The organism is Pseudonocardia sp. ICBG1142 (assembly GCF_020496255.1).
GTDB lineage: Bacteria > Actinomycetota > Actinomycetes > Mycobacteriales > Pseudonocardiaceae > Pseudonocardia.
The window spans coordinates 1153484-1179200 of sequence record NZ_JAHLJC010000030.1; the positions used below are offsets into that span (position 1 = coordinate 1153484).

The 25717-nt window shown below is 74.3% G+C and carries 25 protein-coding genes; 20 read left to right on the forward strand and 5 right to left on the reverse strand.

Annotated elements, in window-relative coordinates; genetic code table 11:
- Window positions 1-208 precede the first annotated feature (208 nt).
- The gene (locus tag KPL59_RS19720) at window positions 209-1585 is read left to right on the forward strand and encodes an ATP-dependent 6-phosphofructokinase (protein ID WP_020624791.1); all 1377 of its coding nucleotides are present in this window, start codon (window positions 209-211) and stop codon (window positions 1583-1585) included.
- Here KPL59_RS19720 and KPL59_RS19725 read toward each other — a convergent pair whose 3' ends face one another.
- Together KPL59_RS19725 and KPL59_RS19730 are read right to left on the reverse strand one after the other, a co-directional pair.
- Window positions 1586-2413, reverse strand: a complete 828-nt coding sequence (locus tag KPL59_RS19725; protein WP_226361633.1) for a SirB1 family protein — start codon at window positions 2411-2413, stop codon at window positions 1586-1588.
- A 19-nt stretch (window positions 2414-2432) separates the two neighbouring features.
- Window positions 2433-3395 (reverse strand): ATP-binding protein, encoded by a 963-nt coding sequence (locus KPL59_RS19730; protein ID WP_226361634.1) that lies wholly within the window; start codon window positions 3393-3395, stop codon window positions 2433-2435.
- Window positions 3396-3615: 220 nt separating this feature from the next.
- Here KPL59_RS19730 and KPL59_RS19735 point away from each other — a divergent pair, with 220 nt between their 5' ends.
- Both KPL59_RS19735 and KPL59_RS19740 read left to right on the forward strand, forming a co-directional pair.
- Window positions 3616-4068, forward strand: a complete 453-nt coding sequence (locus KPL59_RS19735; RefSeq protein ID WP_075309653.1) for a MaoC family dehydratase — start codon at window positions 3616-3618, stop codon at window positions 4066-4068.
- Between the two features lie 13 nt (window positions 4069-4081).
- Entirely contained in the window at window positions 4082-5290 is a 1209-nt protein-coding gene (locus tag KPL59_RS19740) for an acetyl-CoA C-acetyltransferase (RefSeq protein ID WP_226361635.1), read from the forward strand.
- Window positions 5291-5333: 43 nt separating this feature from the next.
- Here the strand turns inward: KPL59_RS19740 and KPL59_RS19745 are convergent, their stop codons facing one another.
- A complete protein-coding gene (locus KPL59_RS19745) occupies window positions 5334-5822 on the reverse strand; it encodes an inorganic diphosphatase (protein WP_020628413.1) in 489 nt (162 codons plus the stop codon).
- Between the two features lie 226 nt (window positions 5823-6048).
- On the opposite strand from KPL59_RS19745, the gene dacB reads away from it, so the two are divergent.
- The 4 genes from dacB to hpt all read left to right on the forward strand — a co-directional run bounded on the left by dacB (window position 6049) and on the right by hpt (window position 10307).
- Window positions 6049-7458 carry a D-alanyl-D-alanine carboxypeptidase/D-alanyl-D-alanine-endopeptidase gene (gene dacB, locus KPL59_RS19750; RefSeq protein WP_226361636.1) on the forward strand — a complete coding sequence of 470 codons (1410 nt, stop codon included), beginning with the start codon at window positions 6049-6051 and terminating at the stop codon, window positions 7456-7458.
- Between the two features lie 146 nt (window positions 7459-7604).
- Window positions 7605-8582: a zinc-dependent metalloprotease gene (locus tag KPL59_RS19755; RefSeq protein WP_233147812.1), complete on the forward strand. Its 978-nt coding sequence runs from the start codon at window positions 7605-7607 to the stop codon at window positions 8580-8582.
- The gene (gene tilS, locus KPL59_RS19760; RefSeq protein WP_226351189.1) at window positions 8579-9688 is read left to right on the forward strand and encodes a tRNA lysidine(34) synthetase TilS; all 1110 of its coding nucleotides are present in this window, start codon (window positions 8579-8581) and stop codon (window positions 9686-9688) included. The genes KPL59_RS19755 and tilS overlap by 4 nt, the downstream gene beginning before the upstream one ends.
- A 58-nt stretch (window positions 9689-9746) precedes the next feature.
- A complete protein-coding gene (hpt, locus tag KPL59_RS19765; RefSeq protein ID WP_226361637.1) occupies window positions 9747-10307 on the forward strand; it encodes a hypoxanthine phosphoribosyltransferase in 561 nt (186 codons plus the stop codon).
- Between the two features lie 7 nt (window positions 10308-10314).
- Here hpt and KPL59_RS19770 read toward each other — a convergent pair whose 3' ends face one another.
- Entirely contained in the window at window positions 10315-11325 is a 1011-nt protein-coding gene (locus KPL59_RS19770; RefSeq protein WP_226361638.1) for a S1 family peptidase, read from the reverse strand.
- Between the two features lie 345 nt (window positions 11326-11670).
- On the opposite strand from KPL59_RS19770, the gene ftsH reads away from it, so the two are divergent.
- The 12 genes from ftsH to KPL59_RS19830 all read left to right on the forward strand — a co-directional run bounded on the left by ftsH (window position 11671) and on the right by KPL59_RS19830 (window position 23255).
- Window positions 11671-14178 carry an ATP-dependent zinc metalloprotease FtsH gene (gene ftsH, locus KPL59_RS19775; RefSeq protein WP_226353359.1) on the forward strand — a complete coding sequence of 836 codons (2508 nt, stop codon included), beginning with the start codon at window positions 11671-11673 and terminating at the stop codon, window positions 14176-14178.
- Window positions 14179-14210: 32 nt separating this feature from the next.
- Window positions 14211-14825: a GTP cyclohydrolase I FolE gene (folE, locus tag KPL59_RS19780; protein ID WP_020626238.1), complete on the forward strand. Its 615-nt coding sequence runs from the start codon at window positions 14211-14213 to the stop codon at window positions 14823-14825.
- Window positions 14826-14874: 49 nt separating this feature from the next.
- On the forward strand, window positions 14875-15705 hold the full coding sequence (gene folP, locus KPL59_RS19785; RefSeq protein ID WP_226353364.1) for a dihydropteroate synthase: 831 nt from the start codon (window positions 14875-14877) through the stop codon (window positions 15703-15705).
- Entirely contained in the window at window positions 15702-16067 is a 366-nt protein-coding gene (folB, locus tag KPL59_RS19790; RefSeq protein ID WP_226353358.1) for a dihydroneopterin aldolase, read from the forward strand. Before folP ends, folB begins: the two co-directional genes overlap by 4 nt.
- A complete protein-coding gene (gene folK / locus KPL59_RS19795; protein ID WP_226353357.1) occupies window positions 16064-16579 on the forward strand; it encodes a 2-amino-4-hydroxy-6-hydroxymethyldihydropteridine diphosphokinase in 516 nt (171 codons plus the stop codon). The genes folB and folK overlap by 4 nt, the downstream gene beginning before the upstream one ends.
- Complete coding sequence (locus KPL59_RS19800; RefSeq protein WP_226353356.1) at window positions 16576-17112, forward strand: DUF3180 domain-containing protein; 537 nt, start codon at window positions 16576-16578, stop codon at window positions 17110-17112. Before folK ends, KPL59_RS19800 begins: the two co-directional genes overlap by 4 nt.
- A 48-nt stretch (window positions 17113-17160) precedes the next feature.
- Window positions 17161-19062: a PrsW family intramembrane metalloprotease gene (locus KPL59_RS19805; RefSeq protein ID WP_226361639.1), complete on the forward strand. Its 1902-nt coding sequence runs from the start codon at window positions 17161-17163 to the stop codon at window positions 19060-19062.
- Between the two features lie 321 nt (window positions 19063-19383).
- Window positions 19384-20148 (forward strand): transposase, encoded by a 765-nt coding sequence (locus KPL59_RS19810; protein ID WP_226359754.1) that lies wholly within the window; start codon window positions 19384-19386, stop codon window positions 20146-20148.
- Between the two features lie 52 nt (window positions 20149-20200).
- Window positions 20201-21124: a Rossmann-like and DUF2520 domain-containing protein gene (locus KPL59_RS19815; RefSeq protein WP_020622273.1), complete on the forward strand. Its 924-nt coding sequence runs from the start codon at window positions 20201-20203 to the stop codon at window positions 21122-21124.
- Window positions 21121-22008: a pantoate--beta-alanine ligase gene (gene panC, locus KPL59_RS19820; protein WP_374111641.1), complete on the forward strand. Its 888-nt coding sequence runs from the start codon at window positions 21121-21123 to the stop codon at window positions 22006-22008. Before KPL59_RS19815 ends, panC begins: the two co-directional genes overlap by 4 nt.
- A gap of 22 nt (window positions 22009-22030) precedes the next feature.
- Entirely contained in the window at window positions 22031-22441 is a 411-nt protein-coding gene (gene panD / locus KPL59_RS19825) for an aspartate 1-decarboxylase (protein ID WP_020622271.1), read from the forward strand.
- Between the two features lie 10 nt (window positions 22442-22451).
- On the forward strand, window positions 22452-23255 hold the full coding sequence (locus KPL59_RS19830) for a type III pantothenate kinase (RefSeq protein ID WP_020622270.1): 804 nt from the start codon (window positions 22452-22454) through the stop codon (window positions 23253-23255).
- A 5-nt stretch (window positions 23256-23260) separates the two neighbouring features.
- On the opposite strand, the gene KPL59_RS19835 is transcribed toward KPL59_RS19830, so the two are convergent.
- Window positions 23261-24022 carry a class I SAM-dependent methyltransferase gene (locus tag KPL59_RS19835; protein WP_226361640.1) on the reverse strand — a complete coding sequence of 254 codons (762 nt, stop codon included), beginning with the start codon at window positions 24020-24022 and terminating at the stop codon, window positions 23261-23263.
- A 179-nt stretch (window positions 24023-24201) separates the two neighbouring features.
- Between KPL59_RS19835 and lysS the strand changes: the two genes are divergently transcribed.
- Complete coding sequence (lysS, locus tag KPL59_RS19840; protein ID WP_226362111.1) at window positions 24202-25659, forward strand: lysine--tRNA ligase; 1458 nt, start codon at window positions 24202-24204, stop codon at window positions 25657-25659.
- Window positions 25660-25717 lie beyond the last annotated feature (58 nt).

A 25717-nucleotide genomic window follows, 5' to 3' on the forward strand; every position in this document is an offset into this window, starting at 1 on the left:
CTCTGCCGATGCTCGACGCAACGATGTGCGCGGTCCGCGCACCGGCCGATGACCCAGCGGCGACGACGGTGGTCCGATCGGCCGGATCCGGCGCACCCGCGGGTGGTCCCGCCGCGTCGTCCCCGGAGGGTCGGATCGACGAGCGGCCCGGTGTGCGTCACGATGATCGCCCGGCCCCCGGGCGAATCGATCCAGACGGAGCGTGCGCGTGACCACCTCGGAGTACAGCAGCATCACCCCCGGGGACCTGGCCATCGACACGCTCGGTCCGGCCCGCATCACCTCACCGCTGGCGCCGCTGCTCGACGCCCGCCGCACCACCGAGCACTACGTCGACGCCGGCGACCGGGTCCTGCTCGACGACACCGCCGCCGGGATCCGCGCCCGGGGCGTCGAACCGGAGGAGCTGCCGGGGCTGGAGCCGTGCGGGCCCCGCCGGCAGATCTACTTCGACCCGTCGAAGACCCGCGCCGGGATCGTCACCTGCGGCGGACTGTGCCCGGGTCTGAACGACGTCATCTCCGGCCTGGTCCGCACCCTGACCTACCACTACGGCGTGCGCCGGGTGGTCGGGTTCCGCAACGGCTACCGCGGCTTCGTCTCCTCCTACGGCCACGACGTCGTCGAGCTCTCCCCGGAGTCGGTGCGCGACATCCCGGTCGACGGCGGCACCTTCCTCGGCACCTCGCGCGGTCCGCAGGACCCCGAGGAGATCGTCGACTGCCTCGAGCAGATGCACCTCAACGTGCTGTTCGTGATCGGCGGCGACGGCACCATGCGCGGTGCGATGGAGATCGCCCGCGTGGTGGGGGAGCGGGGGCTGCGGATCGCCGTCGTCGGGATCCCGAAGACGATCGACAACGACATCCCGTTCATCGACCAGTCCTTCGGCTTCCAGACGGCGTTCTCCCAGGCCAGCGAGGCCATCCGGTCGGTCACCGTGGAGGCCAAGTCCACCCCTGGCGGGGTCGGGCTGGTCAAGCTCATGGGCCGCCACTCCGGCTTCATCGCCTGCTACGCCTCGCTCGTGCGCTCCGACGCCGACGCCGTCCTGATCCCCGAGGTGCCCTTCGAGCTGGACGGCGAGACCGGCCTGCTCCACCACCTGCGACGACGGGTGTCCCAGCGCGGGCACGCGGTCGTCGTCGTCGCGGAGGGGGCGGGGCAGGAGATGCTGCCGCCGGTGGGGCGCACCGACGCCTCCGGCAACGCCAAGCTCTCCGACGTCGGCCCGTGGCTCAAGGAGCGCATCGCCGACTCCTTCGCCGAGGCCGGGATGGAGACCACCGTCCGCTACGTCGACCCCAGCTACATCATCCGCAGCGTCCCCGCGAACCCCTACGACAGCGTCTACACCGTCCGGCTGTCCCAGGCCGCGGTGCACGCGGCCATGTCCGGGCGCACCGCGATGGTCGTCGGACGGGTGCGACGCCGGTTCGTGCACATCCCCATGAGCCTGGCCGTCAGCCGTCGCAACCAGGTCGACCCGCACGGCGACCTGTGGATGGCCGTGCTGGAGTCGACCGGGCAGCCGTGGCGCTTCGGCGAGGACTCCGGCGCGCCGACCCGGGCCCCGCACACCTGATCAGTTCAGGTGGGCCCGGTGCCGCATCGCCTCGGTGCGCACCTCGTCCAGCACCTCGGCGCCCGAGCGCGACCCGCGCCCCGGACCGTCCACCCAGGACTCCATCAGCCGGGCCGCCTCGTCCCACCTGGCCTGCGCGGCGAGCATCTCGCCGAGCTCGCGGATGAGCTCCGGGCCCTGGTGCCGCAGGCCCAGCCGCATCCGGAGCACCCACTCCAGGCCGTCGTGGTCACGGGCGCGGCCGTAGGTCGCCCGCAGGTTCTCCAACATCCGGGCGAGGATCTGGCGGGTCGAGCTGCGCGGCAGCATGCCGGCGTCGAAGGGCACCTCCGGGCCGGCACCCGTCGTCGCGCGGAAGAGCTCCTCGCAGCCCGCCGGATCGAGGCGCCTGCCGCCGTCGAAGGCGTCGACGAGGCGCTGGGTGCCGGGGACCCGCACGAGGAAGTGCCCGGGCATGCCCACACCCTCCAGCGGCACCCCGGCCCGGCGGCCGACCTCGATCGCGACGACCGACAGCGTGATCGGGATGCCGGTGCGGCGTTCGAGGACGTCGGGCAGGAAGGAGTTGCGTGGGTCGGCGTAGTCGGTGGAGTTGCCGCGGAACCCGGCCTCGGTGAACAGCCGGTGCAGCAGCGACTCGAACCCGGTCACGCCGTCGGCGAGCTCGTCGAGCGTCGCGCGGGCCCGCGCGGTGGACAGCGCTGCGACCTCCGGGTCCGGGGCGCCGCCGGCGGCGATCGCCAGTGCGGCCTCGTCGAGCGGCGGTTCCGGCCCGGTCACCATCCGCAGGAAGCGGGTCACCGGGTCGGCGCGGTCGTGCCGGGTCACCCCGGGACCGTACCGGGATTCACGGGGGCGACATCGTGACGCGCACGACCGTGCCCGTCACCTGACCGGGATCGTCCTCCGCGGTCCACACCTGCAGCACGTCCGACAGCTCCGAGGCCAGCCACATCCCGCGGCCACGCTCCCCGGAGACCGGCGGTGCGGCCAGCCCGGGGAACGCGAGCCGGCACGTCGCGGCGTCGCTCATCTCCGAGACCAGCCCCGCCTCGGTGCGCCACATCCGCAGGACCGGGTGGCCCGACCCGTGCTCGACGCCGTTGCTGATCAGCTCGTTGACCGCCAGCACGAGGTCGGAGACCCGGGAGGGCCCCAGCCCTGACAGCTCGGCCTGCCGCTCGACGACGCGCCGCATCGACCCGAGGTCGTCCAGGGTCACCGGGAGCGTCATGATCGGCGGCCCCAGCTCGTCCGGCGGGCGCTGCGGGTTCTCCGCCAGCAGCTCGTGGTCGTCGCGCCGGCAGTCGCTCGGGACCGGGGCGCCGTCGACGAGGAACTCGTCGTGCAGGGCCCCGGCGCGCGCCCGGTCGGCCTCGGCGTCGGGGAAGCAGCACAGCAGCTCGACGGGCAGCGTGCGCAGGGCGTGGGAGAGGGCGAGATCGAGGCGGGTCCAGTAGGCGGGGTCCGCATGGGGCAGCTCGACCGGCTGGCCGACCGTGCAGACCCCGGACGCGCCGTCGGCGAGTGCCTCGCGCACCGCGCGGCTCCAGCGCCCCGCGACCGTGAACGGCGGGGCCGAGTGCATCCGGTCCGGCGAGCGGAACTCCACCCCGGCGTCGCGGCCGAGGGAGCGGCGCAGCACCGCCGCGCACCGCGGGTCGACGATCACCAGCGCCCGGCGCCCGGTCTCCAGCGCCTCGGTCACCGGCCCGGCGATCGCGACGGCCTGGTGCTCGGGGTCCCGGTACGGCACGGCCCGGTGGACGAGGCCGTCCGGGCCGGGAGGCGGGGCGGTGGTGCTGGTCATCGGCGGCGGGCGGTCGGGGTCATGGGGCGTCGGCCTTCCACGTCGAAGCGGTGCCCGTCTGCTCAAGGCGGCTCCTGACGAGGTGACCATAACCAAGCTGCACGCCTCGTGTGGTGCGGGGCATGTGTGTTCGACGACGTGGCGCACCCCGGACGGCCCCCGGTGCGGTAGGGAGAGCGGGAGACAGATCACCGACCACGCACCACGAACGGAGTGACAGATGCGCGTCTTCGACGGAGTGGACGAGCTGCGGGCGGCCAAGGGGACCGAGATCGGGACCTCGCCCTGGCTGACCGTCACGCAGGAGCGGATCGACGGCTTCGCCGACGCCACGGACGACCACCAGTGGATCCACGTCGACGCCGAGCGGGCCGCGTCCGGCCCCTTCGGGACCACGATCGCCCACGGCTTCCTGTCCCTGTCGCTGCTGCCCAAGCTGGTCCAGTCCGTCTACAAGGTGGACGGGGTCAAGATGGGCGTGAACTACGGCCTGAACAAGGTCCGGTTCACCAGCCCGCTGCCGGTGGGCAGCCGGATCCGCGCCAGGGTCGAGCTGACCGACGTCAGCGACGTCCCCGGCGGTGTCCAGCTCACCATCGGCGTGACCGTCGAGGTCGAGGGTTCCGAGAAGCCCGCCCTGGTCGCCGAGTGGCTGACCCGGCAGTTCGTCTAGGAGGAGAGACCCCATGCGTGATGCGGTGATCTGTGAACCGCTGCGGACCCCGGTCGGCGGGTTCGGGGGGTCGCTGCGCGACGTCCCGGCGCACACCCTGGCCGCGACGGTGATCCGCGCGGTGATGGACCGGACCGGGCTGGACCCCGATGTGGTCGAGGACGTCGTGCTGGGCCACTGCTACCCGACGATGGACGCCCCGGCGATCGGCCGGGTCGCCGCGCTCGACGCGGGCCTGCCGGTGACCGCGGGCGGCATCCAGATCGACCGTCGCTGCGGCTCGGGTCTGCAGGCGGTGCTCTACGCGGCCGCCCAGGTGCGGACCGGCGCGGCGGAGGTCGTGCTGGCCGGCGGTGCCGAGTCGATGTCGGGAGCGTCGTTCTACTCCACCGGGATGCGGTGGGGGGTCAAGGGCGGCGGGGTCATGCTGAACGACTCGCTGGCCCGCGGCCGCGTCACCGCGGGAGGGAAGAACTTCCCGGTGCCGGGCGGGATGCTGGAGACCGCGGAGAACCTGCGCCGTGAGTACGCGATCCCGCGCGCCGAGCAGGACGAGTACGCCGTCCGCTCGCACCGTCGGGCTGCCGCGGCCCAGGAGTCCGGGGTGTTCGGCGAGGAGATCGTCCCGGTGACCGTGCCGGGCCGCAAGGGCGACACCGTCGTGGAACGCGACGAGCACGTCCGCCCCGACTCGACGGTCGAGAAGCTGGCGACGCTGCGCCCGATCCTGGGCAAGGACGACCCGGACGCCACGGTGACCGCGGGCAACGCCTCGGGCCAGAACGACGGCGCCGCGATCTGCGTGGTGACCAGCCCGGAGAAGGCCGCCGAGCTGGGGCTGCGCCCGCTGGCGAGGGTCGTGTCCTGGGGCCTGGGCGGTGTCCCGCCCAAGACGATGGGCATCGGCCCGGTCCCGGCGACGGCCAAGGCCCTGGACGCGGCCGGGCTGACCCTGGCCGACATCGACCTGATCGAGCTGAACGAGGCGTTCGCGGCGCAGGTGCTGGCCTGCACGCGGGAGTGGAAGTTCACCGACGCCGACTTCGAGCGCACCAACGTGCACGGTTCGGGGATCTCGATGGGCCACCCGGTCGGCGCGACCGGCGGCCGCATCCTGGCGACCCTCACCCGCGAGATGCAGCGCCGCGACGCCCGCTACGGGCTCGAGACGATGTGCATCGGCGGTGGCCAGGGCCTCGCCGCGGTGTTCGAGAAGGTGTGACCCGGTGTCCGGGGCGGCCGGTGACGGCCGCCCCGGCGACCGATCAGTGCCCGGCGCTCTTCGCGCGCTCGTAGGACGCCTTGATCTCGCGCTCGGCGTCGGCCCGCCCGACCCAGGACGCGCCCTCGACGCTCTTGCCCGGCTCCAGGGTCTTGTAGATCTCGAAGAAGTGCTGGATCTCCGCCCGGTCGAACTCGGCCAGGTGGTGGATGTCGCGCAGGTGCTCCTGACGGGGGTCGTCCGAGGGGACGCAGAGGACCTTGTCGTCGCCGCCCTTCTCGTCCTTCATCCGGAACATGCCGATCGCGCGGGAGCGGATGACGCACCCCGGGAAGGTCGGCTCCTGGACCAGGACCAGTGCGTCCAGCGGATCCCCGTCCTCGCCCAGGGTGTCGTCGATGAACCCGTAGTCGGCGGGGTACTGGGTGGCGGTGAACAGGGTGCGGTCGAGCCGGATGCGTCCGGTCTCGTGATCGACCTCGTACTTGTTCCGGCCGCCCTTGGGGATTTCGATGGTGACGTCGAAGTCCACGGTTCGTTGCTCCTTGAAGAGGGTCAGCGGTCTTGTGTCACGGCTCCACCGGATCCGGGGCGGGGCCGCTGGCCCGCCCGCTCCGGCGGTGTCGGTGCTGCCCCCTAGTGTGAGGGACCGGGTGGGCACGGGTGCACGCCGGTGAGGGCGGAGCGGGCCGATGTGGCCCGCGTCGCACCCCCGTGCGGGCAGGTCGGCCGCCGGACGAGCAGGTACAGGAGGGTCCGTGGGACGCAGGCATCGCCGGCCGGAGCGCAGCTACCGGCGGTTCGCCGTGGTCGCCGTCGCGGTGATGGCACTGGCCTCGCTGTTCGGTGCCGTCGCACTCGCGGGGCCGGACGCCCGCAGCTCGTTCGGGCTCGGCACCACCGCGGCCCAGTACCCGCCGGTCCCGATGCCCGCCCTGCGCCCGCTCACGCCGACGGCGCCGGTGCCGAGCGCCGCCGGGATCACCCAGGCCCTGTCCTCCCAGCTCGACGCGCCAGAGCTCGGCGAGGTGACCGGGGTCGTCATGGACTCCGCGGCCCCGCGCGGGGTGAAGCCGATCTGGGAGCGCGACGGCGACCGCGGGATGGTCCCCGGCTCGACGACGAAGCTGCTCACCGCCGCGGCCGCGCTGCTGTCGCTGAACCCGACCGACCGGCTCGCGACCAGGGTCGTGCCCGGCCCGACCCCGGACTCGGTGGTCCTCGTCGGCTCCGGCGACCCGTCGCTGACCGCGCTGCCCGAGGGTCAGGACGGGCTCTACCCGGAGCCCGCACGGATCGCCGACCTCGCCGAGCAGGTGAAGAAGGCCGTCGGCCGGCCGATCACCACGGTCTACACCGACGCCAGCCTCTGGAAGGGCCCGGCCGAGGCCCCGGGCTGGGGGCCCACCGACGTCGCGGACGGCTACGTCCCCCCGATGTCGGCGCTGATGCTCGACGGCGGCCGCACCGACCCGCTGCAGCAGGACGGCCCGCGCAGCACCGACCCCGCCGCGGCCGCCGGGAGGGCGCTGGCCCGCGCGCTCGGCGCCTCCGACGTCCGCGAGGGCGTCGCCGCGGCGAACGCGCCGGTGCTCGGCAGCGTGTCCTCCCCGCCGGTCGCGAGCCTCATCGAGTACATGCTCACCGCCTCGGACAACGTCACCGCCGAGGCGATGGCCCGCCAGGTCGCGGTGTCCAAGGACGCCGAGGCGTCCTTCGACGGCGCCTCGAAGGCCGTCACCGAGGCCCTGGTCCAGGCCGGCTACGACGTGTCCGGGCTCCGGCTCGCCGACGGCAGCGGCCTGTCCCGGGACAACCTGATCCCGGCCCGGCTGCTCGGCGCGGTGCTGGCCTCGGCCGCGGCCCAGTCCGACAGCCCCACCGACGTGCAGTTCCTGCGCCCGATCCTCACCGGTCTCCCGGTCGCCGGTGGTGGCGGCACGCTCGCCGACCGGTTCGGCGACCCGCGGTCGGTCGCCGGGCGCGGCGTCGTGCGCGCGAAGACCGGCACGCTGTCCGGCGCCTCCAGCCTCGCCGGGGTCGTCACGGACGTCGACGGCAGGCTGCTGGTGTTCGCGCTGCTGTCCAACGGCACCTCGCCGGCCGACGCCCGGCCCGCGCTGGACCGCATCGCGGCGACGCTGTCGCGCTGCGGCTGCCGCGGCTGACCCGGTCTCGCGCACCCGTCGTCGCGGGTAGCGTGGGCCGCATGGAGACCGACACGACCGGCCCGGTCACCGGCCGCAGCCCCGCCCGCCCCGGCGCCGGGCTGCCGGTGAACTGGTCCCTGGCCGCGTCGACGGCGGCCTCACTGATGCCGGCCGGGCCCCGCACCACCCCCGCGGTGGCCGGTGCGCTGGTGGAGCGCCTGCGTGCCGACTCAGCCCGCGCCGAGGGGCACGTCCGCGAGGTCACCGGCCTCGGGGCGGACCTGCCGCTGCTGCCCGCCGACGTGCTGGACCGGCCCGCCTGGGCACGTGCCGCCGTCGGGGGGATGGAGGCGCTGACCTCCGGCGCCCGGCTGCCCGACTCGCCGTGGCCGCTGCGCACGGTCACCGCCGCCGGCTCCGGGGTCCAGCTCGGCGCGCTGCTCGCCTACATGGGCGCCCGCGTGCTCGGCCAGTACGACCCGTTCGGCGGGCCCGGCGGGGCGGGCCGGCTCGTCGTCGTCGCCCCGAACGTCTACGCCGCCTCCCGCTCGCTCGACGTCGACGGCGACCAGTTCGGCCTCTGGGTCTGCCTGCACGAGGCCACCCACCGGCTCCAGTTCACCGCGGTGCCCTGGCTGCGCGACCACTTCGCCGGGCTGGTCACCGAGCTGCTGTCGCTGCAGGAGCCCGACACCGCGCGGCTCGCCCGGCTGCCCGACGCGATCCGCGCGCTGCGCGGCGAGGACGGCCGCAAGGCCGACGTGCTCGCCCTGGTCGAGCTGCTGCAGGGCCCCGAGCAGCGGGCCGTGCTCGACCGGCTGCTGGCCCTGTCGACCCTGCTGGAGGGGCACGCGGACCACGTCATGGACGCCGTCGGGCCGGATGTGGTCCCCGACGTCGCGCTCATCCGGCGCCGGTTCACCGAGCGCCGCCGCGGCGGCGGGCTCATCGACCGGATCCTGCGCGCGCTGCTCGGGGTCGAGGCGAAGATGCGCCAGTACGCCGTCGGCGCCGCGTTCTGCCGGGCCGTCGAGCGCGAGGCCGGGATGGCCGGGATCAACCGGGCCTGGGAGTCGCCGGAGACGCTCCCGACCCGCGCCGAGCTGGACGACCCGCCCGCGTGGCTGCGCCGCGTCGCCTGACGGGTGATGAGTCCGCGGCGGCCCGGGTCCGGCGGGCGGTGCGGGCGGCACTGACCCGGCTGCCCGCCGCCGTGGCCGCCGCCCCGCCGCTGGTCGGCTGCTCCGGCGGTGCCGACTCCACCGCGTTGCTGCTCGCGGTCCGGGAGGTCGTCGCGGGGCCGGTGCACGCCGTCGTCGTCGACCACGGGCTGCAGGACGGGTCCGCCGGGCGGTCGGCCGCGCTCGCGGCGCGGCTGCGCGGGCTCGGCGTGACGGCGTCGGTGTGCCCGGTCGTCGTCGGTGACGCGGGCGGCCCCGAGGGCGCGGCCCGGACCGCCCGGTACGCGGCGCTGCGGGCGGCGCGGCCGTCGCCGTCGTCCCCGGTGCTGCTCGGGCACACCCTCGACGACCAGGCCGAGACCGTGCTGCTGGGCCTCGGCCGGGGCTCCGGGGCCCGGTCGTTGTCCGGGATGCGCGAGTGGTCCGAGCCGTGGCTGCGCCCGCTGCTCGGGGTGCGCCGGGCGGACACGGTCGCGGCCTGCGCGGCCGCGGGCGTCGAGGTGTGGGCCGACCCGCACAACGCCGACCCCCGCTTCGTCCGCTCCCGGCTGCGGCACGAGGTGCTGCCGCTGCTGGAGGACGTGCTGGGCGGCGGGGTCGCGGCTGCGCTGGCGCGCACCGCGGACCAGCTCCACGACGACGACGCCGCCCTCTCCGCGGCCGCTGCCCGGTTGCTGTCCGCGGCCCGCGTGGCCACGGACGGTGAGCGGGCCGCGCGGGCGGGGGAGCCGGGGCCGGGTGATTCCGGTGACAACGGCCCACCGCCGGGTATCGCAGTGACGGAGCCGGCCGGGCCCGGGGCGGGGGCCGGTGAGGCCGTCGGCACCCCCCTCGACGCCGGGGTCCTGGCCGGTGCCGAGCCCGCCGTACGACGCCGGGTCCTGCGGGAATGGCTCGCCGGAGCCGGCGCGCGGGCACTCACCGACGCGCAGCTGCGGGCCGCCGACGACCTCGTCGGGGCGTGGCGCGGACAGGGCGGGCCGGCGCTGGGCGGCGGCTTGGTGCTGACCCGCGCCCGTGGCAGGCTCGTGCTGCGCCGCCACAGTCGGCCGCGTGACCGGGCGTGACCGCGGACCCGGTGGAGGCGTCGACCGGACCGGCACACGGTCCGTGCGAGGGGGTCGGGTGTACGACGGGGACATCTCCTCGGTGCTGGTCACCGAGGAGCAGGTGCGCGAGAAGACCGCGGAGCTGGCGCAGCAGATCGCCGGTGACTACGCCGACCTCGTGCGTGACGGCCGCGAGTCCGACCTCGTGCTGATCGGCGTCCTCAAGGGCGCCGTCATGTTCATGACCGACTTCGCCCGCGCGCTGCCCATCCCGGCCCAGCTGGAGTTCATGGCGGTCAGCTCCTACGGCTCGTCGACGTCGTCGTCGGGCGTCGTGCGGATCCTCAAGGACCTCGACCGCGACATCGCCGGGCGGCACGTGCTGATCGTCGAGGACATCATCGACTCGGGGCTGACCCTGAACTGGCTGCTGGGCAACCTGCAGACCCGCTCGCCCGCGTCGCTGGAGGTCGTGACGCTGCTGCGCAAGCCGGACGCGGTGAAGGTCGACGTCCCGGTCCGCTACGTCGGCTTCGACATCCCGAACGAGTTCGTCGTCGGCTACGGCCTCGACTACGCCGAGCGCTACCGCGACCTGCCCTACATCGGCACGCTCGACCGGTCGGTCTACGCCTGAGGGCGGCTCAGCCGAGCCCGGGCCCGGCGGGGGTGGCCAGCGCCCGCGGGTCCACCCCGGGCGGGGCGGCGGTGAACGCGTGCCCGCCGGCGAGCGCGAGACCGGCCGGGCCGTCGGTGCGGGCGGCGTAGTCCAGCGCCTTCGCCAGGTCGGTGTACTCGATGCTGGGCAGGTCGTCGGTGGTGGTGAGGCTGGACAGCACGCCGACCGCGCGGCCCTGCGCGTCGAGCAGCGGGCTGCCCGACTCCCCGGCCACACCGTCCTGCACGGCGAAGATCGCGTGCCCCCAGCCGCCGCCGACCTCGGCGGCGGCTGCACCGGCGCGCACCCCGACCGTGCGGACGCCGTCGGCGTCGGGCGGGTTGGTGAGGCCGAAGACCGGGGTCCCTGCGGGCAGCGGCGCGGTGCGGACCGCGCCGGGGCCGCCGAAGAACGGCACCGCGGCACCCACCGAGGGGCCGGCGCCCGCGGGCAGCTCGACGAGCGCGAGGTCGTTGTAGGCGCAGACGTCGGGGTTGCGCTCGCCCCGGGCCTGCATGGTGTTCCACGAGCTCCAGGCCAGCGTCCCGGTGACGGTCCCGCCGCGGCCGTGCACCAGCACCGGGGTGCCCAGCGGCACCGCGTCGGAGGTGCAGCCGTCGGTCTCGGTCTCGTCGCCGGTGCCGCCGCAGTGCGCGGCCTGGCCGAGGAAGGTGCGCTCGCCCGCGGTGAACACGAACCCGGCCGTACACAGGCCCGCGCCGGTGGTCTCGGTGACGGTGCCCGGCCCGATCGACCCCGGCCCCGCGACGACGGCCGGGCGCGGCGTCAGCGGGCCGGCGTCGGCCCGGGCGGTGGTCGCCGGCGGCGCGGTGACGACCGGCGGCGCCGGTGCGGCGGCCGCGGGCGGCGCGGTCACGGGCACGGCGACGGCCGCCCCGGCCGGCGCGGTGAAGACCGCCAGTGCCGCCGCGGCGGCGAGTCCGGTGGCGAGCAGCGACACCGTCCGCCGAGGTCCGGCCACCGTGTCGAGCGCCATCCGATCGTCCCTCCCGGCCCGCAGATCGTCGCCGCTGGTCCGGACGGAGCAGGGCGCCGCTGCCCTCCGCCGCCGTCCGGGTACCGAGCGTGCTGCACAGTTGTCCCACACGACGGTGCCGACGTGTGCGTCGGGACACCCCTGTGGGGGAACCGGGCAGCTCGCCGGTTCGTTCACCGGACGTCCGCCCCCACACCGGGCGGTCCGGCCAGGTCCGTCCGGAGCACTCCACCCACCGTGGGGCTATCCTGACGGGTCAGGGCCCTCCGGCGGGGCGGTACACCGTCCGCCGCCGCTGCCGAGAACCACTCCCGGGAAGGTGAAGGCCACCCAGGCCGACGTTGCATGGACCGCAAGCGCCTGCTCCGCAACCCGCTGATCTGGATCCTCGTCGCGCTCCTGATCTATCTCGGGTTCAGCCAGCTGTTCGACGACACCCGTGGATACACCGAGGTCACGACGTCGGTCGCGCTCTCCCAGGTGCAGTCGGGCAATGTCAAGGACGCCCTCGTCGAGGACCGTGAGCAACAGCTCCGCCTCACGCTGGACCGCCCGATCGAGGTCAACGGCAACGAGACCACCCAGATCCTCACCCAGTACCCGGCGCAGATCTCCGGCCAGATCTTCGACCAGATCCGCCAGGTCCCGGGGATCGCCGAGTACGACACCGTCGTGCGCCAGGACTCGTTCCTGTCGACGCTGCTGATCACGATGATCCCGCTGGCGCTGGTGCTGATCCTGCTGTTCTGGTTCCTGAACAACGCCCAGGGCGGCGGGAACCGGGTCATGAGTTTCGGCAAGTCCAAGGCCAAGCAGCTGAACAAGGACATGCCGAAGAACACGTTCGCGGACGTGGCGGGCGCCGACGAGGCGGTCGAGGAGCTCTACGAGATCAAGGACTTCCTGCAGAACCCGGGCCGCTACCAGGCCCTGGGCGCGAAGATCCCCAAGGGCGTCCTGCTCTACGGCCCGCCCGGCACCGGCAAGACGCTGCTGGCCCGTGCGGTCGCCGGCGAGGCGGGCGTGCCGTTCTACACGATCTCGGGCTCCGACTTCGTCGAGATGTTCGTCGGTGTCGGTGCCTCCCGCGTGCGTGACCTGTTCGAGCAGGCCAAGCAGAACGCGCCCTGCATCATCTTCGTCGACGAGATCGACGCGGTCGGCCGCCAGCGCGGCGCCGGCCTCGGCGGCGGTCACGACGAGCGCGAGCAGACCCTGAACCAGCTGCTCGTCGAGATGGACGGCTTCGACGCCCGCGGCGGGATCATCCTGATCGCCGCGACGAACCGGCCCGACATCCTGGACCCGGCGCTGCTGCGTCCCGGCCGGTTCGACCGGCAGATCCCGGTCGGCGCCCCCGACCTGGCGGGCCGTCGCGCGATCCTGGCCGTGCACTCCAAGGGCAAGCCCTTCGCCGACGACGTCGACCTCGAGTCGCTGGCCAAGCGCACCGTGGGCATGTCCGGCGCCGACCTGGCCAACGTGATCAACGAGGCCGCGCTGCTGACCGCCCGCGAGCACGGGACGCTGATCAACGGCGCCGCGCTGGAGGAGTCGGTCGACCGGGTCGTCGGCGGCCCCCGGCGCAAGTCGAAGATCGTCTCCGAGCGCGAGAAGAAGATCACCGCCTACCACGAGGGTGGGCACGCGCTGGCCGCGTGGGCGATGCCGGACCTGGAGCCGGTCTACAAGCTCACGATCTTGCCGCGCGGTCGCACCGGTGGGCACGCGCTCGTCGTCCCCGAGGACGACAAGGGCCTCATGACCCGCGCCGAGATGATCGCGCGGCTGGTGTTCGCGATGGGCGGTCGCTCGGCCGAGGAGCTCGTCTTCCACGAGCCCACGACCGGTGCGTCCTCCGACATCGACCAGGCCACCAAGATCGCCCGCGCGATGGTGACCGAGTACGGCATGAGCGCCAAGCTCGGCGCCGTCCGTTACGGCCGGGAGCAGGGCGACCCGTTCCTCGGCCGCTCGATGGGCAACCAGGCCGACTACTCGCTCGAGGTCGCCCACGAGATCGACGAGGAGGTGCGCAAGCTCATCGAGGCCGCGCACACCGAGGCGTGGGAGATCCTCAACACCTACCGCGACGTGCTCGACGACCTGGTGCTGGAGCTCCTGGACAAGGAGACCCTGAACCGCAAGGACCTCGAGCGGATCTTCGGGTCGGTGGAGAAGCGGCCGCGGATCACCGCGTTCGACGACTTCGGCGTGCGCACGCCGTCGGAGAAGCCGCCGATCAAGACCCGGCGCGAGCTGGCGTACGAGCGCGGCGAGGTGCTGCCTCCCGAGGAGGAGGAGCGCACCCCGGCCGAGGTCGGCTCGGGCTCCGCGAACGGCTACGGCGACGCGCCCGGCACACCCGGCGCCTCCCCGTTCCCGGCCGGCGGCCCGGTCCCGAGCCGCCCGGACGCCCCGAACGACGGCGGGTACGGCTCCGGCAACGGGAACGGCAACGGCTACGGCGCGCCCGGCAACGGGCACGGTGCCCCGGCACACGGCTACGGCCGGGCCGGTTCCTACGGCGGCCCGGGGCAGCCCCCGCCGCCCGCCGTCGCCCCGAACTACGGTGCCCCGCCGGACTGGCGGCCCGCGACGACCCCGCAGGGGCAGAGCTGGCCGCCGCCGAACTGGGCGCAGCCGCCGCAGCAGGGCGGCCCGCAGGGGCCGGCCCAGGGCGGTCCGTGGTCCGGACCGGGCAACGGCGGCAACGGCAGTGGCAACAGCACTGGTAACGGCACTGCTGACGGCAGTGGCAACGGTGTGCACGGCAACGGCGCGCCCGGTGGTGCGGACGACTCCGGCGCCGGCGAGCAGCGGCGCGGACACGACCCGGAGGCAGGACACTGAGCACGTCGACGACGGACGGACGCCTCGGTCCGGTGGAGTCCGCCGCGGTGGCGGCCGGGGTGACCCAGGCCGTGCCCGGCGGGATCGACCTGGACCGTGCGGAACGCGCCGTCCGCGAGCTGCTGATCGCGGTCGGGGAGGACCCGGACCGCGAGGGCCTCAAGGAGACCCCGGCCCGGGTCGCGCGCGCCTACGGCGAGATCTTCGCCGGGCTGTTCGTCGACCCGGACTCGGTGCTGGAGAAGACGTTCGACGAGGGCCACGGCGAGCTCGTCCTGGTCAAGGACATCCCGATGTTCTCCACCTGCGAGCACCACCTGGTGCCCTTCCACGGAGTGGCCCACGTCGGCTACATCCCGGCCGTCGACGGGCAGGTCACCGGCCTGTCCAAGCTGGCCCGGGTGGTGGATCTGTACGCCAAGCGCCCGCAGGTGCAGGAGCGGCTGACCGCGCAGATCGCCGACGCGCTGGTGCGCAAGCTGAACCCGCGCGCGGTGATCGTCGTGCTGGAGGCCGAGCACCTGTGCATGGCCATGCGCGGCATCCGCAAGCCGGGGTCGCGCACGACCACCTCGGCGGTGCGCGGGCTGTTCAAGAGCTCGGCGTCCTCCCGCGCGGAGGCGTTGTCGCTGATCAGGGGGCGCTGACGTGGTCGCCCCCGGCGGGGCGCTGCCCGAGCTCGGCCGCTGCGCGGTCATGGGGATCCTGAACGTCACCCCCGACTCGTTCTCCGACGGCGGCCGCTACGTCGACCGGTCGCACGCCGTCGCGCACGGCGTCGCGATGCGCGACGCCGGCGCCGACCTCGTCGACGTCGGCGGGGAGTCGACCCGGCCCGGCGCGCAGCGGATCGACGCGGAGACCGAGCGGGAGCGCGTGCTGCCCGTGGTGCGCGAACTCGTCGCCGCGGGCGTGCGGGTCAGCGTCGACACGACCCGGTCCGAGGTCGCCCTGGCCTGCGTCGAGGCCGGTGCGGCGATGGTCAACGACGTCTCCGGTGGCCTCGCCGACCCGCGGATGGCCGCGGTCGTCGCCGAGTCCCGGACGCCCTGGGTGATCATGCACTGGCGCGGGCACAGCGCCGGGATGGCGCAGCTCGCGGGCTACGAGGACGTGATCGGCGAGGTCCGGTCCGAGCTCGTCGCCCGGGTCGACCACGCCGTGATGGCCGGGGTCGACCCCGGCCGGATCGTGCTCGACCCCGGCCTCGGGTTCGCCAAGAACGCCTCGCACAACTGGGCGCTGCTGCGGCGGCTGGACGTGTTCGTCGACCTGGGCTTCCCGGTGCTGGTCGGGGCCTCGCGCAAGCGGTTCCTCGGCGAGCTGCTGGCCTCGGCCGACGGCGATCCGCGCACGCCGGCGGGCCGCGACATCGCGACCGCCGCGATCAGCGCGCTCGCGGCGAACGCGGGCGCCTGGGGTGTGCGGGTGCACGACGTCGAGTCCACGATGGACGCCATCGCGGTCGCGGCCGCCTGCCGGCTCGGCGCCTCGCGCGCCCGCTCCCCGCGGGAGACCGGGCGGTGAGCGACCGGATCGAGCTGCGGGGGCTGCGGGTCCGCGGCCACCACGGCGTGTTCGACCACGAGCGCCGCGACGGCCAGGAGTTCGTCGTCGACCTGGTGGTGCACGCCGACCTCGCGCCCGCCGCCGCCTCGGACGACCTGGCCGACACGCTGCACTACGGCGAGCTCGCCGAGCTGGCCGCGGGCATCGTCGGCGGCCCGGCCCGCGACCTGATCGAGGCCGTCGCCGGGGAGATCGCGCAGGCCGTGCTCGACTTCGACGCCCGGATCGCGGCCGTCGAGGTGACGCTGCACAAGCCGTCGGCGCCGATCCCGCTGACCTTCGACGACGTCGCGGTGGTCCTGGCCCGGAGCCGGGCGTGACCCGCGCGGTCCTGTCCCTCGGCTCCAACCTGGGCGACCGGGCCGCGCACCTGCGCACGGTCGTTGCGGACCTGGGGGCGGCCGTCGTGGCGGTGTCGCCGGTGTTCGAGACGGCGCCCTGGGGCGTGACCGACCAACCGGACTTCCTCAACGCGGTGCTCGTCGCCGACGACCCGGCACTCGACGCCCGGGGCTGGCTGCGCCGCGGGCAGGCCCTCGAGGACGCCTCGGGCCGGGTCCGCGAGCAGCGGTGGGGGCCGCGCACCCTCGACGTCGACATCGTGCAGGTGACCGACGACGGCGCCCCGGTGACCTCGGACGACCCGGAGCTGCTCCTGCCGCACCCCGGCACCCCCGACCGGGCCACCGTGCTGCTGCCGTGGCTACTCGCCGAGCCCGGCGCCGTCCTGCACGGGCACGGCCCGGTCGCCGACCTGCTGGACCGGCTCGGCCCGGACGGCTGCGCGGGCGTGCACCGCCGCGACGACGTCGTGCTGCGGGACCCGGCATGACCGCGCCCGGACCGGGCGGTCGGCGCTCCGGGCACGGCCCGGACGACGACCCGCGCCCGACCGTGCGCCCGACCCGGGTCCGCGACGTCGCCGCCATTGCGGTGGTCGCGGCCCTGCTCGGCAACATTCTCGTCCAGCTGACCTACGGGATGCTGCCGACGTTGCCGGTCGCCGCGGCGGTCGTCGTCGCGGTGCTCGCCGCCGCCGAGGCCGCGGGCGGTGTCGTGCTGCGGCGCCGGATCGACCGCCGGAACGGGGCCGCGCCGGTGCCGCCGCTCGTCGCGGCTCGGGCGGTGCTGCTCGCGAAGGCCTCCGCTGTCGGGGGCGCTGTCGTCGCCGGGTTGTGGGTGGGCGTGCTGATGCACACGCTGCCGCGGGCCGCGGTCGTGGTGGCCGCGTTCCGGGACAGCGTCGTCGCCGGGGTCGGCGTGGTCAGCGCGCTGCTGCTGGTCGGCGCCGCGTTCTGGCTGGAGTACTGCTGTCGTTCCCCCGACGACCCGGACGACACCGACGGTGGGATCCGTGCCGGCTGAGGCGCGTCCCCCCGCGCAGCGGGGGGCGGTTCTCTACGCTGGAGGGTCATGACGTCCCCGACGCTCGGCCGCCCGTACGCCCCGGTGCCGGCGCCGTCGGCCAAGCGCCGGGGCGTGCTGCTGCCGGTCGTGGGCCTGGTGGTGCTGGCCCTGCTCGCGGTGATCACGCTCGGGGTGCTGCAACGCGCGATCGGGACGCCGGGAGTGGTCGTCGGGACCCTGGCCGCGCTGCTGCCGGTCGTGCCGGTGGTGGCGGCGTTCCTCTGGGTGGACCGCTGGGAGCCCGAGCCGCCTCGGATGCTGATGGGGGCGTTCCTCTGGGGCGCCGGGTTCGCCGCACTGGTCGCCCTGCTGATCAACACGAGCGCCTCGGCGGTGCTCGACGCGGCCGCCGGGCGCGGCGCGGGTGACCTGTTCGGCCCGGTCGTGGTCGCCCCGGTCGTCGAGGAGTTCACCAAGGGGCTGTTCCTGATCGGGCTCCTGGTGTTCCGGCGCCGTGAGTTCGACGGGATCGTCGACGGCGTCGTCTACGCCGGGATCGTCGCCGCCGGGTTCGCGTTCAGCGAGAACATCCTCTACCTGGGCCGCGCGGTGTCCGAGCCGGAGTCGGCCGGGGTCCTCGCGACGCTGTTCGTCCGCGGCGTCGCCTCGCCGTTCGCGCACCCGCTGTTCACCTGCATGATCGGCATCGCGGCCGGGATCGCGGCGGCCAGCCGCAGCATCGGGGTCCGGGTGCTGGCGATGATCGCCGGCTACGTCGCCGCGGTGGTGCTGCACGCGCTCTGGAACGGCGCGTCGGTGCTGGCCGCGACGCCCGGCGGCTTCTACCAGATCTACCTGTTCGTGATGGTCCCGATCTTCGTGGGGCTGATCCTGCTCGTGGTGTTCGCCCGTCGCCGCGAGGCGCGGATCGTCGCCGCCCAGCTGCCCGGGTTCGCCGCCGCGGGGTGGATCGCGCCCAGCGAGGTGCCCCTGCTGGCCCGGCTGTCCCGGCGGAGGGGCTGGCGCACGCTGGTGCGGCGCCGCTCCGGCACGGCCGCGGCGAAGGCCGTCGCCGACTACCAGTCCGCGGTCACGGAGCTCGCGTTCATGCGGAACCGGATCGCGCGCGGCGCGGTGCGGGAGAGCGCCCACGCCCTGCACGACGAGAAGCTGGCCGCGCTGCTGCGGGCCCGCGCCGTCGCCGTCGGGGTGCCGGAGGCGCTGGTCGCAGCCTGGGCACGGCAGCGTCCGTCGGACTGGGAGCCGCCGCCCCCGGCCGCGCCGGACGGCAGCTTCTCGGGCCAGTTCCGCGTCCCGACCTTCCCCGACGGCGGCGGCTCGGCCGCCGCCGGCCCGCCCGTACCGCCGCTCCCGCCCGGCCCCGTCACCCTGGCGGCCGCCGCGCCGTGGGGACGGCCCGACGAGCTGCGCCCGCCCCGGTGGGCGGAAGCCCGGCGGAGCACCACCCCGCCGGCGCCGGACACCCGGCCTGCCGGTGGCCCGGGGGCTCCCGGTCGCCCACAGGACCCGACCGCGCGCCCCGGCCTCGGCAGCGGCTCCGGCACCGGCTCCCGGGCCCCCGGCTCCCCGGGGGCTCGGCCCGCACAGTCCGGCTCCCCGGCCCCGGCTTCCCCGGCGGCAGGCTCCGGAGGGCCCGGCTCGGGAGGGCCCGGCTCGGGAGGACCCGGTTCGGGAGGATCCGGTTCCACCACGGCCCGCTCCGCCGGGCACGACGGCGCTGGGCGCGGGTTCCGCTCCGGCACGTCCGGGCCTCCCGTCCCCGGTCCGGGGCCAGGTACCGGGCCGGCGAGCCCCGGTCCGGGCCCGGGAGAGGACGTCACCCGGCCCGTCGGCCGCCCCGAGTCCCCGGCCACCGAGCACCGGGGCCGCCACCACGACGACCCGTCCGACCCCGGCCCGACCCGCCCGATGCGCCGCCCGGACGACGAGCCGGACCGCCCCCGCTGACCACCAGCCGGTGATCACCGGTCGTGGAGCCCTGCGTCCGCCTCGCGAACCCTCCCCTCCACGACCGTCGATCACGGGCGGGGCCGGGGTGAGGCCGGTCTCAGGAGCGCGCCCCGGACCCGGGGCCCGTCTACCCTCGCGTCCGGCGCGCGGCCACCGGAGGTCGCGCCGACCGCGGATTGCCCGACCGGTACCCCACCAGGAGGCTTATTCAGGCCCCGTGAAATAACGATCTAGCCCGGCGTGTCGGGTTGGGCGACAGCCCGTCCATCGCGAATATTGGTTTGCCGAATCAATCCGAGATGAACGGGCTGCCGCAGTATGTACTATACCACTGGTTTCCGGCGTGATGAAATTCAGGATCTTGTCGCTATAGTGTATGAGCAGGATCAGCGGGACGCGACGGAGGCATGTTTGTCTTGGCCGCCGGTTCTGGGGTTGTTCTGGTCGGTGGTGATCACGTTGGCGTATCTGCGCGGGAATCGTGTGCAGTGGGAGTTGGCGGAAACCTATGGGGTGTCGCAGTCGACGGTTAGTCGAGCGATCACGGGGGTGACACCGTTGCTGGCACAGGCGCTGCGGAGTGTCGTTCCGACGGCAGAGGAGCTTCGTGCCGATCGGCAGTACATCATCGATGGAACCTTGCTGCCCTGCTGGTCATGGGCCGCGGTGCCGGGTCTGTGGTCGGGCAAGCATCGCACCACCGGCGTCGTCGTCCAGGTCGCAGCCACCCTGGAAGGGCAGCTGTCGTGGATCTCCGACCCGACCCCAGGCTCCCGACACGACCTATATTGCCTCGACCAATCCGGCGCCCTCGACCACCTCGCCACATACCCCCCGATCGGCGATAAAGGATACATCGGGCGCGGCATGCTCACCCCGTTCAAAAAACCACCCGGCCGGGAACTTCTCGACTGGCAAAAAACATTCAACAAGAGCCTCAACCACACACGCGCCACCATCGAACGAGTCATCGCCCATATCAAAACGTGGAAAGTTCTCCACACAGACTACCGGCGGCCCTACGCCACATTTAAAACGACAATCTCGGCAGTCATCGGACTCATCTTCTACACACTTACCTGACGGAGCCTGAATAAGCCTCCAGGACCGGAACGGGAGGAAACGGATTCTCGTGATGGACTCTGCGATCGATGGCGGTCGCCCCGCGCGGCTCGCGGTCGGGGTGGTCTCGGCCGGTCGGGTCGGCGCGGTGCTCGGTGCGGCGCTCGCCCGTGCGGGCCACGTCGTCGTCGCCGCATCGGGGGTCTCGCAGGCCTCGGTGCGCCGGGCGGAGACCCTGCTCCCCGACGTCCCCCTGCTCCCGCCCGACGAGGTCTGCTCCCGTGCCGACCTGGTCCTGCTCGCCGTCCCCGACGACGTGCTGCCCGGCCTGGTCCGCGGCCTCGCCGCCGCCGGCTGCTTCCGCCCGGGCCAGATCGCCGTCCACACGGCGGGGTCGCGCGGCGTCGCGGTGCTGGACCCCGCGACGGAGCAGGGCGTACTGCCGCTGGCGCTGCACCCGGCGATGACCGTGACCGGCCGCCCCGAGGACGTCGAACGGCTCGCCGCCTGCTGCATCGGCGTCACCGCGCCCGGCGACCCGGAGCACGGCGACCCGCGCGACGCCGTCGGCTGGAGCGTCGCCGAGGCGCTCGTGCTGGAGATGTCGGCCGAGCCCGTCCGCATCCCGGAGGCGATGCGTCCGCTGTACCACGCCGCACTCGCCCACGGCGCCAACCATCTGACCACGCTGGTCGGGGACTGCGTGCAGCTGCTGGAGACCGCGGGCATCGCGCCCGCGGAGCGTCTGGTCGCGCCGCTGCTGTCGGCCGCGCTGGACAACGCGCTGCGTCACGGCGACCGCGCGCTGACCGGACCGGTCGCCCGCGGCGACGCCGGCACCGTCCGGACCCATCTGGCCCGCATCGGCGACGCCGACCCCGACCTGGCCGCCGTCTACCGCGCGCTGGCCGGGCGGACCGCCCACCGCGCCGCCGCCGCCGGGCTCCTCGGGCCCGACGGCGTCCGCGACATCGAGACCGCACTGGAGGAGAAGTGAGCACCCCCGGCTCCACCCGGAACGGGTACGGCACCGGCCGGCTGACCGTGCACAGCGACCCGGCGAAGCTCTCCGCGGTCACCCGTGCGCTGCGCGGCGCCGGCCGCAAGGTCGTCCTCGTCCCCACGATGGGCGCGCTGCACGAGGGCCACCGCGAGCTGATCCGGCACGCCAAGCGGATCCCCGGCGCCGTCGTCCCGGTCGTGTCGATCTTCGTGAACCCGCTGCAGTTCGGTGCGGACGAGGACCTCGACCGCTACCCGCGCCCGATCGAGGCCGACCTCGACGCCTGCCGCGACGAGGGCGTCGAGCTGGTGTTCACCCCGCAGGTCGAGCACATGTACCCGCCGGGCTCACAGACCCGGGTCACCGCAGGACCGCTCGGCGACGAGCTGGAGGGCGCCTCCCGCACGGGCCACTTCGACGGCGTCCTCACCGTCGTGTCGAAGCTGTTCCACATCGTCGGCCCGGACGTCGCGCTGTTCGGCGAGAAGGACTACCAGCAGCTCACGCTGATCCGGCGGATGGTGCGCGACCTGGACTTCCCGACCCGGGTCGTCGGCGTCCCGACCGTCCGTGAGGAGGACGGGCTGGCCCTGTCCTCGCGCAACGTCTACCTCGACCCCGGTCAGCGTCGCGCCGCCGCCGTGCTGTCGCGGGCGCTGGCCGCCGGTGCCGCGGTGTCGGTCCGCGGGCACGACGCGGTGCTGGAGGCCGCCCGCGCCGAGCTGGCGACCGAGCCGGAGGTCGAGGTCGACTACCTGGAGCTGCGCGACGCCGACCTCGGCCCCGCTCCCGCTCCGGGGTGCGGGGACGGCCGCCTGCTCGTCGCCGCCCGGGTCGGCACCACCCGGCTCATCGACAACGCCCCCATCGCGTTCTGACCGCCTCCCGAGGAGAACCGCCGTGAACCGCACGATGATGAAGTCCAAGATCCACCGCGCCACCGTGACGCAGGCCGACCTGCACTACGTCGGCTCGGTCACCGTCGACGCCGACCTGATGGCGGCCGCCGACCTCCTCGAGGGCGAGCAGGTCAGCATCGTCGACATCACCAACGGCGCCCGCCTGGAGACCTACGTGATCACCGGTGAGCCCGGCTCCGGGGTGATCGGCATCAACGGCGCCGCCGCGCACCTGGTGCACCCCGGTGACCTGGTCATCCTCATCTCCTACGGCTCCTACGACGAGGCCGAGCTGCGCGACTACAGCCCGCGCGTCGTCTTCGTCGACGCCGACAACCGGATCGCGGACCTGGGCGCCGACCCGGGGCACGCCCCGGCGGGCTCGGGTCTGCTGACCAGCGCGGCCCGGTAGGGACGACGCGGTGCTGCTCTGCATCGACGTCGGGAACACCCACGTCTCGCTGGGGCTCTACCCCGACACCGGGACCGATGCGGAGGGGCTCGACCCGGTGCCGGAGCGGCGTTGGCGGCTGCGCACCGACACCTCCGCCACCGCCGACGAGCTGGACCTGACCGTCTCCGGGATGCTCGGCGCGCGCTTCCCCGAGGTCACCGCGGTCGCCGCGCTGTCCACGGTGCCCGGGCCGTCGCGGGAGCTGCGCACCCTGCTCGCGCGCTGGTCGGACCGGATGCGGACGCTCGTCGTCGGGCCGGGGGTGCGGACCGGCGTGCCGCTGCTGGTGGACCACCCGCGCGAGGTGGGCGCGGACCGGGTGGTGAACTCGCTCGCCGCGCACCACCTGTTCGGCACCACCTGCATCTGCGTCGACCTCGGGACCTGCACGAACATCGACGTGGTCACCGCGAAGGGCGAGTTCCTCGGCGGCGCGCTGGCCCCGGGCGTCGACATCGCGATGCAGGCGCTGGCCGAGCGGGCGTCGTCGCTGCGGCCGGTGGACCTGGTCGAGCCGCGCTCGGTGATCGGCCGCACGACGGTCGAGGCGGTCCAGGCCGGGGTGCTCTACGGGGCGGCGGGACAGGTCGACGGGCTGGTCCGCCGGATCCTGGCCGAGCTGGGGCCCGACGCGCTGCCGGTCAGCGTGATCGTCACCGGCGGGCTCGCGGAGCTCGTGCACGGGCGCGCCGACACCGTCACCCACCACGTCCCGGACCTGACCCTGCACGGGCTGCGGCTGACCCACCTGCGTCACCACCGGACCCGCTGACGGGCTCAGGCGCGCCGGGCCCGCCACACGATGGTGCGCATCGGCATCGTGAACCGGCCGTCGGCGTCGGCGACCCGCTCGCGCAGGAAGCCGCGCACGGCGGCGAACACCGCGTCGCGCTCGTCGGGGGTGCTCAGGAGCGCCCAGGAGTGGGTGGCGATGTCGGCGACGTGCTCCTCGACGCCGGTCGCCCGCGGCCAGGTGACCTGCTCCTGGTGGGCGTCGGTGAACCAGGGCTCGCCGGGCATCCGGGTGGGGCTGCCACCCCCGGCCGGGTTGTCGGGCACCCGCCGTCCGTGCACGCTCAGCTCGCCCAGCTCGCGGACCCAGCCGACGTCGGGGTCGCCGCTGTTCCACAGCCCGGCCAGCACCCCGCCGGGGCGCAGCACCCTGGCGATCTCCGGTACGGCCCGGTCCAGGTCGAACCAGTGCAGGGCCTGCCCGACCAGCACGGCGTCGACGTCGCCGTCGGGCAGCGGGATCGCCTCCGCGGACCCGGCCCTGGCGTCGGCGCCGGAGGTGCGTGCCCGCAGCACCGCGAGCATCTCCGGGTCCGGTTCCACCGCCACGACGCCGAGCCCGCGCGCCACCAGTGACCGGGTCAGCTTCCCGGTCCCCGCGCCCAGGTCGAGGACCCGCACCCGCCCCGGGCCGGTCCCGGCCAGCGCCAGGTCGACGGCCGCGTCGGGGTAGGAGGGCCGGTGGTCGTCGTAGGCAGGGGCGACGGCGCCGAACGTGCGGCCCCGGTCCACCTCGTCGTCGGGCACCGTCCCACGGTAGGCCGGTGATCGGCCGCCGCGCGAGGTCCCGACGCCCGCCGCGTGCGCCGGTCGCCGGTCAGGGGGGTGACGACGGGCGCTCCCGGGTACCGCCGATAGCCTGACCTGCCGTGAACACTCCCGGCACCCCGACCGACCCGGCGACCGAGGCCGACCTCCCCGAGCAGATGCGGGTGCGCCGGGCCAAGCGCGCGGAGCTGATCGCCGCGGGCACCGACCCGTACCCCGTCGAGGTCCCCCGCACGCACTCGCTGCGCCAGGTCCGCGAGGCCCACCCGGACCTGCCCGCGGACACCGCGACGGGCGAGACCGTCGCCGTCGCCGGCCGGGTGATCTTCGTGCGGAACACCGGCAAGCTCTGCTTCGCGACGCTGCGCGAGGGCGACGGCACCGAGCTGCAGGCCATGCTGTCGCTCGACCGGGTCGGCGCCGACGCGCTGGCCGGCTGGAAGGCCGTCGTGGACATGGGTGACTTCGTCGCGGTGCGCGGCGAGGTCATCACCTCGCGGCGGGGCGAGCTCTCGGTGATGGTCGACGAGTGGTCGGTCGCCGCGAAGTCGGTCCGGCCGCTGCCGACCGCGCACAAGGAGCTCTCCGAGGAGAACCGGGTCCGGCAGCGCTACGTCGACCTCATCCTGCGTCCGCAGGCCCGCGAGACCGTGCGCGCGCGGTCCACCGTGCTGCGGACCGTCCGCGAGTCGCTCACCGGCCGCGACTTCATCGAGGTCGAGACGCCGATGCTGCAGAACCTGCACGGCGGCGCCACCGCGCGCCCGTTCGTCACGCACGCGAACGCACTCGACTCCGATCTGTATCTGCGGATCGCCCCGGAGCTGTTCCTGAAGCGTTGCGTGGTCGGCGGTATCGAGCGCGTCTTCGAGCTGAACCGGGTGTTCCGGAACGAGGGCATCGACTCCACGCATTCCCCGGAGTTCGCGATGCTGGAGGCCTACCAGGCCTACGCGACCTACGACGACATGGCGGTCCTGACCCGTGAGCTGATCCAGGCCTCGGCACAGGCGCTGTTCGGTTCCACCACGGTGCGCCACCACGACGGCACGGAGCACGATCTCGGTGGCGAGTGGCGTTCGGTGACCATCTACGGATCGGTGTCCGAGGCCGTCGGCCAGGATGTGACGCCGGACACCGAACTGACTGAACTGCAACGGATCGCGCACGAGCACGACGTCGACATCACCGATTATCCGACGGCCGCCCAGATCGTGCTCGAGTTGTTCGAGAAGCTGGTCGAGCACACCCTGCTCGAGCCGACCTTCGTGCGGGACTTCCCGGTCGAGGTGCGGCCGCTGACCCGTGCGCACCGCGACGACCCCCGGCTGTCGGAGTCCTGGGACCTCATCGTCTTCGGGGTGGAGCTGGCCACGGCCTACTCCGAGCTGGTGGACCCCGTCGAGCAGCGGGAACGCCTGTACGCCCAGTCGCTCAAGGCCGCGGCGGGCGACCCCGAGGCCATGCAGCTCGACGAGGACTTCCTGCGTGCCATGGAGTACGGCATGCCGCCCACCGGCGGCATGGGAATGGGTATCGACCGTCTGCTGATGACGCTGACCGGCCTCGGAATCCGCGAGACGATCCTGTTCCCGCTGGTCCGCGGGGAGTCCTGAACCGGTTCCGAACGCACATCCGACGACGTCCCCGGCCGCGAACAGCGACCGGGGACGT

Bases quoted from the DNA above. Each gene is read 5' to 3' on its own strand.
- KPL59_RS19815 (WP_020622273.1), top strand. From the start codon at position 20,201: ATGGACTCTGCGATCGATGGCGGTCGCCCCGCGCGGCTCGCGGTCGGG.
- KPL59_RS19730 (WP_226361634.1), bottom strand. From the start codon at position 3,395: ATGACCAGCACCACCGCCCCGCCTCCCGGCCCGGACGGCCTCGTCCAC.
- KPL59_RS19735 (WP_075309653.1), top strand. From the start codon at position 3,616: ATGCGCGTCTTCGACGGAGTGGACGAGCTGCGGGCGGCCAAGGGGACC.
- KPL59_RS19810 (WP_226359754.1), top strand. From the start codon at position 19,384: ATGTACTATACCACTGGTTTCCGGCGTGATGAAATTCAGGATCTTGTC.
- ftsH (WP_226353359.1), top strand. From the start codon at position 11,671: ATGGACCGCAAGCGCCTGCTCCGCAACCCGCTGATCTGGATCCTCGTC.
- lysS (WP_226362111.1), top strand. From the start codon at position 24,202: ATGCGGGTGCGCCGGGCCAAGCGCGCGGAGCTGATCGCCGCGGGCACC.
- KPL59_RS19805 (WP_226361639.1), top strand. From the start codon at position 17,161: ATGACGTCCCCGACGCTCGGCCGCCCGTACGCCCCGGTGCCGGCGCCG.
- folP (WP_226353364.1), top strand. From the start codon at position 14,875: ATGGGGATCCTGAACGTCACCCCCGACTCGTTCTCCGACGGCGGCCGC.
- KPL59_RS19740 (WP_226361635.1), top strand. From the start codon at position 4,082: ATGCGTGATGCGGTGATCTGTGAACCGCTGCGGACCCCGGTCGGCGGG.
- KPL59_RS19800 (WP_226353356.1), top strand. From the start codon at position 16,576: ATGACCGCGCCCGGACCGGGCGGTCGGCGCTCCGGGCACGGCCCGGAC.
- KPL59_RS19755 (WP_233147812.1), top strand. From the start codon at position 7,605: ATGCCGGCCGGGCCCCGCACCACCCCCGCGGTGGCCGGTGCGCTGGTG.
- KPL59_RS19770 (WP_226361638.1), bottom strand. From the start codon at position 11,325: ATGGCGCTCGACACGGTGGCCGGACCTCGGCGGACGGTGTCGCTGCTC.